This is a genomic window from Chryseobacterium rhizosphaerae (genome assembly GCF_003385455.1).
GTDB lineage: Bacteria > Bacteroidota > Bacteroidia > Flavobacteriales > Weeksellaceae > Chryseobacterium > Chryseobacterium rhizosphaerae.
Map to the genome: position 1 here is coordinate 70,791 of NZ_QNUF01000023.1, position 15,627 is coordinate 86,417.

11 protein-coding genes are annotated in these 15,627 nt (G+C 37.6%); 7 read left to right on the forward strand and 4 right to left on the reverse strand.

Translation table 11 applies throughout. The annotated features are described in order from the left end of the window. The first annotated feature begins 118 nt into the window (after nucleotides 1-118). The 7 genes from DRF57_RS17460 (at nucleotide 119) to DRF57_RS17490 (ending at nucleotide 10,521) form a co-directional block, all read left to right on the forward strand. The gene (locus DRF57_RS17460) at nucleotides 119-1,078 is read left to right on the forward strand and encodes a KpsF/GutQ family sugar-phosphate isomerase (RefSeq protein WP_047491165.1); all 960 of its coding nucleotides are present in this window, start codon (nucleotides 119-121) and stop codon (nucleotides 1,076-1,078) included. Nucleotides 1,079-1,087: 9 nt separating this feature from the next. Beyond that, on the forward strand, nucleotides 1,088-1,651 hold the full coding sequence (locus DRF57_RS17465) for a Crp/Fnr family transcriptional regulator (protein ID WP_115919881.1): 564 nt from the start codon (nucleotides 1,088-1,090) through the stop codon (nucleotides 1,649-1,651). Nucleotides 1,652-1,747: 96 nt separating this feature from the next. Beyond that, nucleotides 1,748-2,434: a type 1 glutamine amidotransferase domain-containing protein gene (locus DRF57_RS17470; RefSeq protein WP_115919883.1), complete on the forward strand. Its 687-nt coding sequence runs from the start codon at nucleotides 1,748-1,750 to the stop codon at nucleotides 2,432-2,434. 267 nt (nucleotides 2,435-2,701) lie between these two features. Further along, a complete protein-coding gene (tatC, locus tag DRF57_RS17475; protein WP_047491171.1) occupies nucleotides 2,702-3,529 on the forward strand; it encodes a twin-arginine translocase subunit TatC in 828 nt (275 codons plus the stop codon). A gap of 253 nt (nucleotides 3,530-3,782) precedes the next feature. Continuing rightward, a complete protein-coding gene (locus DRF57_RS17480) occupies nucleotides 3,783-6,728 on the forward strand; it encodes a reprolysin-like metallopeptidase (protein ID WP_115919885.1) in 2,946 nt (981 codons plus the stop codon). 159 nt (nucleotides 6,729-6,887) lie between these two features. Continuing rightward, nucleotides 6,888-8,519: a M1 family metallopeptidase gene (locus tag DRF57_RS17485; RefSeq protein ID WP_115919887.1), complete on the forward strand. Its 1,632-nt coding sequence runs from the start codon at nucleotides 6,888-6,890 to the stop codon at nucleotides 8,517-8,519. A 145-nt stretch (nucleotides 8,520-8,664) separates the two neighbouring features. Next, a complete protein-coding gene (locus DRF57_RS17490) occupies nucleotides 8,665-10,521 on the forward strand; it encodes a M61 family metallopeptidase (RefSeq protein WP_115919889.1) in 1,857 nt (618 codons plus the stop codon). Nucleotides 10,522-10,564: 43 nt separating this feature from the next. On the opposite strand, the gene DRF57_RS17495 is transcribed toward DRF57_RS17490, so the two are convergent. The 4 genes from DRF57_RS17495 to DRF57_RS17510 all read right to left on the reverse strand — a co-directional run. Next, nucleotides 10,565-11,167, reverse strand: a complete 603-nt coding sequence (locus DRF57_RS17495; RefSeq protein ID WP_047491179.1) for a porin family protein — start codon at nucleotides 11,165-11,167, stop codon at nucleotides 10,565-10,567. A 102-nt stretch (nucleotides 11,168-11,269) separates the two neighbouring features. Continuing rightward, nucleotides 11,270-12,196: a hypothetical protein gene (locus DRF57_RS17500; RefSeq protein WP_115919891.1), complete on the reverse strand. Its 927-nt coding sequence runs from the start codon at nucleotides 12,194-12,196 to the stop codon at nucleotides 11,270-11,272. A 69-nt stretch (nucleotides 12,197-12,265) separates the two neighbouring features. Beyond that, nucleotides 12,266-12,823 (reverse strand): hypothetical protein, encoded by a 558-nt coding sequence (locus DRF57_RS17505; protein WP_115919893.1) that lies wholly within the window; start codon nucleotides 12,821-12,823, stop codon nucleotides 12,266-12,268. A 7-nt stretch (nucleotides 12,824-12,830) separates the two neighbouring features. After that, a partial coding sequence (locus DRF57_RS17510) for an RHS repeat domain-containing protein (protein WP_317126111.1) occupies nucleotides 12,831-15,627 on the reverse strand: 2,797 nt, incomplete at its 5' end.

Genomic DNA, 15,627 nt, shown 5'->3' on the forward strand with positions numbered 1-15,627 from the left:
ATAAAATTTTTGCTTAAAATAAAAGCGAACGGATTTATAAAAATAAAATTTATATTAAATATTCTTTTTAAAATATAACATTTTTTAGGAACTTTTTTGTATACCATATCATCGTAAAATGGATAGAACCAACATTATATCAATAGCTAAAAGTACTTTAGAAATAGAGATTTCGGAACTTGAAAAATTAAAAAACAGAATTGATGACCAATTTGCCGAGGCAGTGGAAATTATTCATGCCGCAAAAGGGAAACTTATTGTAGTGGGAATAGGAAAATCTGCTCATGTGGGAAATAAAATTGTGGCTACCTTAAATTCTACAGGTACACCATCACAGTTCCTTCATGCATCAGAAGCTATTCATGGAGATTTGGGTGTTATTCAGAAGCAGGATGTCGTTTTATGTATTTCCAATTCCGGTAACTCTCCTGAAATTGCCAATCTGGTTCCTTATTTAAAAGACTATTCTTCCGCTTTGATCGGGATGACAGGCAACAAAAAAAGTAAACTTGCCGAATTTTCTGAAATTGTACTGGATACCCATGTTGATGTTGAAGCCTGCCCGAATAAGCTGGCTCCTACAAGCTCTACAACCATCCAAATGGCTTTGGGAGATGCCCTGGCTGTTGCTTTAATGGAACTGAATGATTTCAAAGCCAATGATTTTGCCAAATTCCATCCGGGAGGCAGTTTAGGAAAAAATCTTACATCGAGAGTCGAGCAGTTTCTTTCTTCACAAAAGCCTCAGGTTACAGAAGATGCCACCATAAGAGATGTTATCATTTCTATCAGTGGATCCAGCCATGGAATTACGGTAGTTACCAATGAAGAGCAAATCATAGGAGTTGTTACGGATGGAGATTTGAGAAGAATGTTGCTGAAAGGTGAAGATATCAGTAAGGTTTTGGCTAAAGACATTATGTCTGCCCATCCGAAAACCATTGAAAAAGAAGCTCTTGCCAAACAGGCAATGAAGGTATTGAAAGAAAACAACATAGGTCAGCTTATTGTCACTGAAAACGGAAAGTACTTCGGGATCATTGATCTTCATAAGCTGCTGGATGAAGGCATCAATTAAGCGATTTATATGGAAGACTTTCTGAAAAAACATATACAGGAGATTATTAATCTCACGGATGATGAGTTTGAAATGGTAACCTCACTTTTCAGAAAACAGAAATTCAGAAAAAGGCAGTTTTTAATACAGGAAAATCAACCTGTAAAAGACATATACCTGATTGAAAAAGGATTTCTTAAAAGCAGCTTCATAGACAGCACAGGCAAAGAACATATTCTTCAGTTTGCAGCACCCAATTGGTGGATTTCAGATTTTGCAGCTTTTTTTAAGCAGGATCTATCCTCAGTAGCTGTTGACTGTATTGAAAATGCTGAAGTTTACTGTATATCCTATGAAGACTTAGATCTTCTTTGTACAAAAATCCCAAAGACGGAACATTTTTTCCGGGTAAAATCCAATTTTGGGTATATCGCTTTACAACAGAGAATTCTTTCTCTAATAAGCAAGTCTGCTAAAGAGCGTTATGAAGATTTCTTGCAGCAGTATCCGGGGTTTATTGACCATATTCCCAAACAGCTTATTGCAAGTTACCTGGGAGTTTCAAGAGAAACATTAAGCAGACTATATTCTTAAGATGTGACGTGGGTCACATCTTTTTTTTGAGCTATGTCATAGTGATAACGATGTTAAATTCTTCATCTTTGTTTTATAATTTTAATCTAAAAAACAATGAAAAAGAAAGTATTAATTGTCGTAACAAGTGTAGAAAAATACCCCGATATGGATAGAGCAACCGGTTTGTGGCTGGGTGAAGCGGTCCATTTTTATGAAAAATTACTTGAAAAAGGATATGATATTGATTTTGTAAGCCCACGGGGAGGGTATACTCCACTGGATCCTATTTCATTACAGATGTTTGTGCAGCCTGCGGAATGGAAATTTTATGCAGATGAAGTTTTCAGACAGAAACTGGCCACTACTTTAAAACCGGAAGAGATCAACCCGAAAGAGTACAGTGTCATTTACTACACCGGAGGACATGGAGTTGTTTGGGATTTTCCAGAGAATGAAACATTACAGCAGATAGCTCAAAAAATTTATGAAAATGGAGGCATAGTTTCATCAGTATGTCATGGTGCTGTAGGTCTTTTTAACATTAAACTTTCTAACGGAGAACTTTTAATTAACGGAAAAACACTCACAGGCTTTTCGAATTCAGAAGAAATAGCCTCTGAACTGGCTGATCATATGCCTTACCTTACAGAAGATGTTTTAAAAACCAAAGGAGCCCATTATGTAAAAGCTGATCAGGATTTTGTTTCCTTTGCGGTATCTGACGGAAAACTGGTAACAGGTCAGAATCCTCAATCCGGAGGTGCCGTAGCCGAAAAGGTATTGGAAATACTTGAAAAATAAGCAATTTACTAAGAATAAAATAGATAAAAACAGACTATACCTGAAATCAAAATAAGGTTAGGTCTGTTTTTTTATGGATAAAACCTGCTTCTTCAATCATTCATCTCACTTCCTTACCTAAAATATCAAGCCAATACCGTAAATATATATGTACAATATTGAACAAAATCATGATCAATAAATTCTAAATACTGATTATTATTTCATAATTTCGCAGACTTAAACGGCATATCCGGACAGGTGAACCGTTTGGATAGATTTTACTATATGGACAATAATAAAGACATGTCCTTTCTGGGGCATATTGGAGAATTAAGAGGACACCTGATCCGTTCAATTATTGCTATCGTAATTGCTGCTTTTGCAGTTGGTTTCAATATCAATTGGATTATGGACCATATCTTTTTTGGGCCAACAAGAAATGACTTTCCTACCTTCAGAGTGGTGAACCACTTTTCAAGAATGCTTTTAGGTGAAGACAGTATTCATCTTCCCAAAGATTTCCCTGTGCGTGTACAGAGACTTTACCAACAGTTTAATGTGATGATGGCTGTTTCTGTTTTTGGAGGCATGGTAGCCGCATTTCCTTATATTGTTTGGGAATTATGGCGTTTTATAGGCCCTGCTTTACATCCAAAAGAGAGAAAAAATTCCATTTATATCATCAATGCAGTCTGGATTCTCTTTATGACAGGAATTCTTTGTGGATATTTTTTAATTCTTCCTTTTGCAGTCAACTTTGGGGTTATTTTTAAAATTTCGGATATTATTGTTCCCCTTTATGACCTGAGTGATTATACAACCTTATTTTTGCAGGTAATTTTGGGAATGGGTATTATCTTTCTTTTCCCTATCCTTATTTACTTCCTTACCAGTATTGGTATTCTGACTCCGGTATTTATGAAAACCTACCGACGTCATGCTATTGTTTTGATTATGGTAGTGGCTGCAATCATTACCCCTGCAGATGTTTTAAGTATGCTTATGGCTGCTTTCCCACTGCTTATTTTATACGAATTCAGTATCGTCATGTGTACTTTCACTTATAAAAAGGTGCAGAAAAATAATGGAAATCTTCCGGTCGTTCAGAAATAAATAACGATTATACTGTATGATAAAAAAGGTGCTGGTTTTAATAATTAAAACCAGCACCTTTTTTATCATACACACAAGTCCAATTATTAATTTTCTTAAAATAAAGTTATTTATATTAAAAAATCAATAAAATTACCATTTAAATAACTTTTATTTCATTCAATGGAATAAATAACATGAAATAGTATCAAAAACAGAAATATTCGTAATAAATTAATTAATTTTACAAAAAAAATCCAATTTATTAAATATTATGAAAAAGAAAATTATTTTCGTTTTTGCGTTGGCTATTGGCTTAACAAGTCTGCAAGCACAACGGTGGGAGCCCGTATCCGAGAAGGTCACTCCGATCAGAAAGGAAGTGAATATCATCCACGCTTACAAAGTTGACCTTACATCACTTCGTGAACTTTTGAAAAATGCTCCTGAGGCAGGAAAGGGAGCTAATCCTGTAATTATCTCTCTTCCTACTACCGAGGGAAAGATCGAAAGATTCTCTGTGTACAGTTCGCCGGTGGTTGAAAAGTCAATGGCTGAAAGATATCAACTTGGAGCTTATTCCGGGGTTGGTGTAGACAATCCCAATAAACAAATCAGATTCAGTACAGCTCCTAATGATTTTCAATCTATGCTTTTTGACACCAAGACAGGACAATATGAATTTATAGAGCCTGTAAACAAAGAAAAAGATATTTATGGAGTCTTTTTCAAATCTGACAAAGCACGGGGAAACGGTGTTTTTGAATGTAAAGCATCCGAGCCTGAAAGCTCAAAAAAGGAAATGAAAAAACTGTTACAGTCAAAAAAAGGAGTAAACGGAGCAGGGATTAATAAAAGTAACGATCAAAAATATCGAACTTACAGAATTGCTGTTTCCGTTAATGGTGAATACACTCAGCTGGCAGGAGGAGTTCCTGGTGCAGCAGCCCGCATCAACGCTACAATCAACAGGGTAAATGGCGTTTATGAAAAAGACTTGGGAATTCATTTAATTGTACAGGACCTCCCACAACTTATTTTTACAGATCCGGCTACAGATCCTTATTCAGATGTGGCAAATATGGGTAACTGGAATCTGGAAGCCCAACGAACATTTACCAACACCGCAGGTGTAGGTAATAATGCATATGATGTGGGGCATTTTTTCGGGCATAGAGGTGGTGGTGGATCTGCCGGTGATATCGGAAACGTCTGCAGAAACCCAAGCAACAACAATGACGCAACTTCTAAAGGAGCAGGAATTACTTCTCCCGCAGTAGATGATCAACCATTTGGGGACACTTTCGATATCGACTATGTGGCTCATGAGCTAGGACACCAATTTGGAGGACGTCACACCATGTCTGTAGTTCATGGTCAAACAGATATCCCAATAGAACCGGGGTCAGGATCTACTATCATGGGATATGCAGGAATTACCCAGGCTAATGTGCAAATGCATTCTGATGCCTATTTTCATACGATTAACATTGAGCAGATACAAGCCTATGTAAACAGTAAAAACTGTGATATCAATATCCCGGTAGTCAATACCCCACCGGTAATACAACCATCACCTGATAAGGCAATCCCCAAAGGTACCGCTTTTGTACTGACAGCAAGTGCTGCCGATGCCCAAAACGACCCTATGACCTATACATGGGAACAATATGATATTTCAGCCACTAAGTTTAATAACCTGGATGCCACCCGAACCAGTGGAGCTAACTTCAGATCCCTACCCCCTACAGCATCTCCAACACGTTATTTTCCTAAGCTTTCAACAGTTCTTAATGGAACACTTACTACGGTACAGGATTGGGAACTTCTACCCAATGTTCCCAGACAGCTAAAGTTCAAAGTAACCGTAAGAGACAATAATCCTGATATTACTCAGCAGCAAACCCAGAGCAGTCTGGTAAAATTAAATGTAGGAAATGAGGGACCATTTAAAGTAACTTCTGCTACAGTTTATAATAATCTACCGGGGGCTGTTACCTGGGATGTTGTCAATACAAATAATGCTCCATATAGCGTACAAAATGTCAAAATAGACTATACAACAGACAATGGAAATACATGGACCGTTATCACCCCATCTACTCCCAATGATGGAGCTGAACCTTTTTCATTCTCTTCACTGCCTACCGGATCCAACGTAAAAATCAGAGTAAGTGCCATTGACAATGTTTTTTACGCTATTGGCAGTGCTGGCGTTTCTGCATCCGCAGAAAACTGCTCTTCAGCCACACCAACAGGAATTGTGGTCTCAGGAATCACAAGAAGTTCTGCCAGTATAAACTGGGCTGCATTGCAGGGCGCTACTTATTCACTAATGTATAGAAAAACAGGAACCGCCACATGGACTACCGTTCCTGTAACAACAAATTCTTATACCATCTCCGGATTAAATGAAGGTACCCAGTATGAAATTCAAATAGCGAATGTTTGTGGATCTACCACTGGAAGCTATTCCGCACCTACTAACTTTACTACCCTTCCGTTTACCTTGTGTTCTGCAACCGGAACAAATTCTTCTGATGAATTTATTTCCAACGTCACGGTAACTCCTACAGGAATGAGCCCTATTTCCAATACCAGCACTGCTTCACCTTATACCAATTATGCTACTGATCCTACAAAACTGATTACCCTTACCAAAGGATCTTCCGGTAATGCCATCAGTGTACAAAAACAATGGTCTGGTGCTCAGTATAATGAAGGGGTAAGTGCATGGATTGATTTTAACAGAGACGGAATTTTTTCTGATTCTGAAATCATCTTCACAAGTGCTCCTAGTAAAATCACTCCTGTTTCAGGAACCTTCTCGGTACCTGCAGATGCCTATGTCGGCAGTAATATCATAATGAGAGTTGTGCTTGCCTATAATACACAACCTACCAACGGATGTAGCAGCCAACAATATGGTGAAATTGAAGATTATCCTGTACAAATTCAAGCAGAAAACCTTGCTACCAAAGAGATAACAAAAGATAACAACTCAATACAGATTTATCCTAATCCAGCTAGCGATGTATTAAACGTGACTAAAGTTTCGGCTAAGGCTCAATATACCATCACCAATATGGCGGGACAAATTGTAATGAACGGACAGATTACAGACAATAAAATTTCGGTATCCAAATTGATCACCGGAGCTTATGTGATTTCAATTGAGGATCAGGGAACTACTTCAAACCTGAAATTCATCAAAAAATAAAAAATAATATTTTTCAAACCATGCCCGGCAATCAATAAGCCGGGCTTTTTTGTGTCTGAATGATTGATCTTCTTTTAATATTGCACATTTTTACCTTTTCACAATTTTGCTGTTAATTAAATTTTCTATTTTTGAAAAGATTATTAATAAAGTTTAAAAATGAAGAAGTTATCATATACGCTTTTATTTGCTTCAGGATTGGTTTTCGGACAATTCTTTGAAAAAGGTCAGGTTTATACCAAACAGGATACGTTAAAGGGTTCGGACACTCAATTCCGAAATTTTTGGGATGTCAAAAAATATGACCTTTCCGTAGAGCCTGATTTTGATCAGAAAAGTATCAAAGGAAATAATAAGATCAGTTTTGAAATCATTAAAGATGTGACCAATCCTGTATTTCAAATTGATCTGCAGCAACCTATGAAAGCTGATAAAGTGGAAGGAAACTTCTCTATTAAAAGTTATAAGCAGGAGGGCGACTTTATTTTTATTACCGCTAATAAAAAGTTTAAAAAAGGAGAAAAATACAGTATTGATGTTACCTATTCCGGGAATCCTGTAATTGCTAAAAAAGCTCCCTGGGATGGCGGCTGGGTTTTTGCTAAAGACAAAAATGGTCATCCATGGATGACCGCTGCTGACGAAGGAATTGGGGCTTCAATCTGGCTTCCTACCAAAGATATATGGAGTGATGAGCCCGACAATGGTATTACCATGAAAATCCTCACCCCTAACGATCTTGTAGGCGTTGGGAACGGAAGGCTGATAGATAAAAAGACCAAAGGCAATACAACCACTTACACCTGGGAGGTAAAAAATCCGATCAACGCCTATTCTATCATTCCCAGTATCGGAAAGTATGTCAACTTCAAAGATAGTTTTGATGGTGAAAAAGGAAAACTGGATCTGGATTACTGGGTACTTGACTATAATTTAGATAAAGCCAAAAAACAGTTTCAACAGGTAAAACCTATGCTTTCTGCATTTGAATATTGGTTTGGCCCATATCCATTTTATGAAGACTCTTATAAATTGGTAGAATCCCCTCACCTGGGTATGGAACATCAAAGTAATGTAGCCTACGGAAATCAATACCAGAATGGTTATCTGGGCAGGGATCTTTCAGGGACAGGAGTCGGTCTGAACTGGGATTTCATTATCATTCATGAAAGTGGTCACGAGTGGTTCGCCAATAATATTACAGCAAAAGATCAGGCTGACATGTGGATCCACGAAAGTTTCACTAACTATTCTGAAACTCTTTTCACTGAAAAATTTATGGACAAAAAATCTGCGGAGATATATGTTCAGGGAATCAGAAATAATATTAACAATGATATACCTATTATCGGCCACTATGGGGTAAGAAATGAAGGCAGTGGTGATATGTATCCTAAAGGAGCCAATATGCTTCATACGATGAGACAAGTGATCAATAATGACGAAAAATTCAGACAGATTTTAAGAGGACTCAATAAAGATTTTTATCATCAGACCGTTACCACCAAACAGATTGAAGATTATCTGTCATCAAAATCCGGAATCGATTTTTCCACTGTTTTTGATCAATATCTGAGAACGGTAAAAATCCCTACTCTTGAGTATTCTCAGAATGGCCAGACGTTGAAATTCCGATATACAGATGTGGTTAAAAATCTGAAACTCCCAATCAGAATTGACGGAGAGCAGACGATTACTCCAACGGAAGACTGGCAGACGGTAACACTTACAAAAAATACTTCTGTTGAGTTTAACAAGAACTATTATATCAATTATAAAAATGTTCAGTAAATAATAAAAAAGGCAAATTCGCAAACCAGCAAATTTGCCTTTTTATTTTTTTAACCCTTTGGAATTAATTTTAAGAAAAGTTTAATACCCTATCACGTAACAAAATGGTAAAAACAACAACTATTTAACTATAAAATTTAACCCAATGAGAAAAACAGCACTTAGCTTGGCTCTTTTTGCCGCTTTTTTAGCGAATGCCCAGTCTATAAAAACCACCATTGATCTCGTCAATGTAAAAGACGATAAAGTAGCCGTTACCATGGAGTTTCCAAAAATGAAATCCGGTGACATCAAGTTTCATTTTCCAAAGACTGTTCCGGGTACTTATTCGGAAGATGATTACGGAAGATTTATAGAAGGGATCAAATTTTATGACAACAAAGGAAAGGAACTTACCTATTCTAAAGTGGATGATAATACCTATTCACTAAAGAACGCTCAAAATTTAAATAAGATCACCTATCTGGTTAACGACAGTTTTGATGATGAAATGGATACTTCAAAGCATAAAGCTGTATTCTCACCTTCAGGGACCGATATTGAACAGGGAAAAATCTTTATGATCAATACCCATGGATTTATTGGATATATCGATAATATGCAGGATGTTCCTTATCAGCTGGTAATCCAAAAGCCTACTGATTTCTATGGAACTACCGCTTTAGTAGATCAGGATAAATCTGAATCTACAGATACTTTTACGCTGGCTAATTATGCTAAGGTAACTGATTCTCCACTGATGTATACCAAACCGGACTATATTACCTTCAATGCCGGTGGAATGGAGCTGGTATTGGGAGTGTATTCTCCAACAGGAAAATATAAAGCTGCCGATTTTAAGGAAAATCTGGAAAAAATGGTCATTGCCCAGAAAAAATTCCTGGGAGATATGAACACGAATAAAAAGTACGCTATCATGCTTTATCTTTCCGGAGGTGGCGGCCCGAAAATTAAAGGTTTTGGAGCTTTGGAACACCATGAATCAACGAGTGTGGTACTTCCTGAAATGATGCCGAAAGATGCCATCGACAAAACTATTACCGATGTAGTATCTCACGAGTTCTTCCATACCGTGAATCCTTTGAAAACCCATTCTGAAGAGATCCACTATTTCAATTATGCAGATCCTAAAATGTCTCAGCATCTGTGGATGTATGAAGGAGGTACGGAATATTTTGCCAATTTATTCCAGATTCAGGAAGGGCTGATCACAAAAGACGAGTTTTTACAGAGAATTAACGAAAAAATCACCAATTCAAAGAATTATGATGATACCATGCCGTTTACGGTCATGAGTAAAAATGTACTGAAAGCACCTTATAAGGATCAGTACAGAAATGTTTATGAGAAAGGAGCCCTTCTGGCCATGTGTCTGGATATTGAGCTGAGAAAACTTTCCAACGGAGAGATGGGCTATCGTGATATGATCAGAAAGTTATCTCAGAGATTTGGAGAGAACAAACCTTTCAAAGATGATAAATTAATTGATGAACTGGTAACGGTAACCGGATATCCTCAAGTGAAAGACTTTTACAATAAATACATCGCTGGCAACCAGCCAACCCCTTATGCTGAATATCTGAGCCAGGTAGGTGTAGAATTACAGAAACAAGAGACTCCTCCTATTTTCTGGTTTGTGAAAGATCCTAACCAAACCGGATACGATGAGAAAAACAATGCTTTTGTATTTGATGAAAGCTCTGCCCTATCCCCTTTTGCTACAAGTATCGGATTTAAAATCACTGATCAGGTTCTTGCGTTAGACGGCAAAACAATTAATGTTCAGAATATGCAGGACTTCATTAATTATGCTAAAACAATCAAGGAAGGACAAAATGTTTCCGTGACTGTTTTACGAGGTAATGGAGAAAAGAAAGAGAAAGTAGAATTGAAAGGAAAAGCGATTCTTGATAAACTGACGATGGAAATGCTTAAATACAAAGCCAATCCTAGTCCGGCAGAACTGAAACTGCAAAACCAATGGTTAACAGGTAAAAAATAAATAGAAAAAGCGAGGAAAGTATTCCTCGCTTTTTTGTTACTTCTTACTTAAAAATAATAACCAGACCCAACTGGAAATTAGTATTTTTTGAAGTTTCTCCACCTCCATTTTTAACGATATCCGTTAAACCAGCAGTATAACGGGCATTGATGCCTAAGTTTGGAGTAAATTTGTAGCCTAAACCAATTCCCAATCCAAAATTGAAGGTTTTTAATGAATCTTTATTGCTTGTATCATAAGGCTTGCCATTAATATCTGCTTTCGCTTTAGCATTTACAAGAAATCCAAATTCAGGACCGGCTTCCAGATAAAATTTTGGTGCCGCATTGTACTGAAACATTACCGGAATATTAATGTAATTAAGGATCTGCTTCATATTCGTAAATCTATATCCCGCAACATTATAACTATCCTTTGCCTTTGCTCCTTGCGAACTGTAAACGATCTCAGGCTGAATACTAAATTCTTTAGAAACCGGAATATTGACCAATGCCCCGGCATAAATCCCGAACTTCGATTGGGTGTCATCTCCTGTTATGCCTGAAATGTTACCTCCGGCTTTAATACCAAATTTTGGTCCGTCTGTAGATTGAGCGAATGCCACAGTTCCCATAACTATGCATAAGCTTAGTAATTGTTTTTTCATATCATATGTTTTTTAAAATTGTTTTTTAATAAAGCATCAGGATCAAACATTCCCGGTGATATAATATTCTTTTAAGAATCTTTATATCTAATACTTTTACTTCTAAAATTTATCCGCACGTTTTATTATTAATTTTTCGTCTTTCATGACAAACAATATCCAGATCCAGGCAACCAATCCCAATATAGAAGAAATAATAATATTCGTATAAAATACTTCTTTTACCGTTTCATTTGTTTGAAACTCCAGAATTGCCTGCTTTAAAGTAGAACCTTCTTTTATTAATAAAGCAAGTACTGTCATAACATTTGCCATAATGATGCTTACAATGTTTGTCAGAAAAATGATATACTTTTTTAATGTACCTTCACGCCCTTTTAAAAAGCTGTATCCTATAGAAGCAAAAAAAGCAATAATAAGGGCCATTGCGGAGGCGATTCTTCCTAAATATACGGCAGATAAAACCCAAAGTATAATCCATGGAATTGAAAATATTACGGCACCTAAAAATCCTGTCAGATAATTTTTCTCCTTTGAAATTCTTAGTTTTTCAATTTCGTAGAATTTATTATTTGTTTCGTGAAAACAAGTGTCACAAAGTAATATTCCATTATCATTTAAGTTGTAATAGTTGATTTTTTGATTTGTTCCACAGCTATGACATTTGTATTGCTCCGGTATATTGAGTTTTTTGAAAAGATCGACTAAAAAGTCAAACAAGGTATAAACAGTCTTGAGTTTTGTGTAAATAAAGGTTTCTGAAAACTGGAATAAAATGCTGGTATCTCTAATTTCAAAACCTGTAAATTTTAACCTCTTTTTGTTGGTGACCAGTTCCGTATTGATCTGCAGCCATTTTTCTTCTGTCAGGTTTCCCGTAGTCACAGATACAAATTTGTATTGAGGGGTGCTTACCAGGCTTGCGTCTGAAACATTAAAAAAGTAACCTTTGTACAGTCCAAATACACCGTCCTCAGTTTTGTACCAGCCAAGATCTCTGGCTATTTTTTTTGCTTTTGGAAAAATCATATGTGTTTATTTTGTCTTTCTCTAAAAAACAGGCGGCATGTTTTTATACCGCCTGAAATATTTATTATGCTATCCTTTTAAAGTCAAATCATATTCTTTAGAGAATCCTTCATCTTGTACTAGCCGCCAGCCTTCCCTAAGTTTTTTTTCGGCTTCTGACCCCACATAGAACATTCCAATCTTTTTAAATTCCTTTTTGATTTTGGATGAAAATAGCTTGTAAAGCTCCAAAGAATCATTTGCTTGCGATATCGTTGCAACTCGTCCTGCTATAATTACATGTTCTTTTTCAGTATAGATACCTCCAAGTTTTAATTCTATTGATTGGGGATTGATTACTTGATCGATATCATATTTCATTCCCCCTTTTCTTTGCGGAATTTCATTAATATTTAGCAATATGTCCTTCTTCATTACCAAATAACTATAATTTGTCAGCCAAAATGCAGACTGAGCAGTCCCAACATTAGGAGTGTCAAATATCGAATCGTATACAGGGATATTTTTGGTATCAAGCAATAAAGGCGCATCATAATAGTAGCAAATATCCACAGTTGTTTCAATATCTCGTAGTATTTGTTCAATATCTTCAAATACTGTAAAAAACATGGTTTGTTTACTTTTCATATTTATTTTACTTTTTTGGAATTAATAATAAATGTTCTCCCGGCTGAATTTGAGCTCTGATTCTTATGGCATTTCTTAATTCTCTTGCAGTCGGAGTAACTCCATCTTTTAAGACATCAACAGTATTTATTCTTAAGGTAGGATATTTAGGATGTTTTGCGGTAATATCCGGATAAGATCCCCCTTTTCTTCCAACATTCAAGGGTTTTAAATATTCTTCAGGTGCTTTACCTCCGCCACCTATAATTCTATACCCCCTACTTTTCAATCCTGACGATATTTCACTTAGTTGAGCTCTTGTTGCCTCATTTCCAAGCCTTCCGCCCGTCGTCCTTGTATACTCACCCTTATAGGTAATTGCAGGACCTTCCTTCAATATGGGTACAGGCCGCTCATTGACAAATTTGTTGCCGGCAGATTCTAAAATACCACCTTCAACATCTCCAATAATTAGAATACTTTTCACCGGAGTTCCCCCTATCGTGGTAGTTTTCGGAGTATTATTCAGCGTCCATTGAGTTCTTCCTGGCTGAATTGGAGCGCCTTTCAAGATTGTAAGCTGTGGATCACCTACTTTAGCGGCTTGCCAATTCTTGATCGCCTGGCCTCCGGCACCAGAAACGGCACCAAGTCCACCTCCAATAGCTCCTCCCCACAAACCACCCATTAGGGTTCCCTCTATTACATCTTCACCAAACATCACCGCGGTAGCAAATCCGCTGATAGCACCAGCTACCACACCTCCTGAAGCTCCTGCAATGGCTCCTCCCAAAAGGCCACCTTGTATTCCTACTGTAGCAGCAGCGGCAGCGGCAGAAGTGCTTACGGCAAACCCTACACCTCCGGTAAATGCACCTATGGCTCCGCCCATTGCAATTTTACCCCAGGTGGCTCCCCAGTCCCACTTGGCAGGATTCCATGAGCCATTCGCTTTTACTCCTGTGAAATAAGCTCCCATTATTGCTCCTGCAATCATCCAGGCAAATTCCCCATCCGGGTCATTATACATCATCGGATTATTCATCACATACCCGTACCTGTTATAATTTTGGGTATTAAATGGTGCCTGGATATTTTCATCAGCATTCAGGAACCTTCTGAGTAGTGGATCGTAGAGCCTTCCATTCATATGAACAATCCCTATTTCCGGAAAATACTCATGACTGGTATAGCCCCTGTCCACCCATAACGGAGTAGTGTTGAGTATATTCTTATCCGTAATAACAGGACCGCCAGCCAGCTGAAGATGAGTAAGATTGCCCCATGCATCATAATGCCTGCGCTCGAGCGGCTTGCCGCTTAAAGAGCTGATGGCCAGAATACTCCCCAGATAATCCTTATGCAGCAACAGGTAACCACCATTAGTTGCCTCAAAACTTTTCAAATATACAATATCAGAATCATATGGCGATCCCCCGATATAAATAATATGTTTTTCTTTCCCGGTCGTATTGTCTTTTACCACTTCAAAGCTTCCTTCTTCACTATATAATTTGGTGAATTTCCCATCACTTCCACTGCTGAAATTCCCCCCATAAGTAACCCTCTGCCTCATGGCAGTAAGCCCATACTGGAAAGCAGCATCCCCTTTTTCACCGTCTATGAATACCGGATCATTGTTTTCGTTGTATGTAATACTTTGGATCAGGTCATTATTATAGTTCTGGATTCCGTCAGTATTCAGGCTCATTCCGGTAGGTTGGTAGACGTTGTCAGGATTGTCAAATTTTATTTTTCCTATCTGGTCATTCTTTAAGATCCTTCCTTTTATATCATAGATATTCCTGTTGGAAGTCGGCTTTATTCCCGTTACCGGGTTGGTCCAGTTGATAAGGCGGTTATTATCATCGTAATCAAAGGTTTCTTTACTATTGAAATTCCCCAGTACTTTTCTGGAGCTCAATTCATTTTTGATGGCATTAAAGCTATACTGAATATTGACCAAAGGATCTCCCACATAATTTACATGATTAATTTCCCGAATCATCCCTGTGGCATCATTATAGATATTCCTTACTTCTGAAGTTCCCAACATTGCTTTGAGTACCTGTGCCCTGGCATTGGTTTCTTTCAGCTCCCATAACACCTTTCCGGAAATTTGGTCTTTTACCTGGGCAAGCTCCCCGTTCCACGGGTTGTACAGGTTTTCAATAGAGGCCTTTGTTACAGTTCCTGAAGAAAGTAGTTCCTTTTCATAGGAGATTACTTTTCCTTTGCTGTCATAGACTACATTTTTGTGAACAAAAGTAGCTTCGGGGGATTTTTGGGAAGAGGAGATCACCCTTCCCTGAGGATCATACTTTATCGTGTAGGTATACACTTTTCCATTGGACGTTCCTTTTTTTGAGATAAGTCTTCCTTTATTGTTATAAGCAAAATTGATGTTTTTATCCGTATCGTTTCCTGTAGTTGATTTCTCCACCTGGCTGATCAGCTGGCCCAGACTATTGTACGTATATCTTTTCTCTCCTTTAGGGCTTATAATTTTGGACAATGCGCCCATATAGCCTTTGTATTCGTACAGGTATGTACCAGTAGAAGGATCTGCTACCTCTATCTTATTTCCCCATTCATCATAATTTGTGACCACCATATTATCCTCATATTCTGCCTGGACCTGCTGTCCTGCTGCATTGTAAGAGAACTTTACGGTTCCTCCCTTATCTGTAGATGAAATAACATTTCCTAAAGCGTCCATCGTCTGGGAAGTTGTCCTTCCGTAGTCTGCCGGATTTGTTTCCTTAACAGTGGTGGTCAATCCTGAGACAATAGTTTCTGTCTGCTTTCCGGTAAATGCCGTAGCT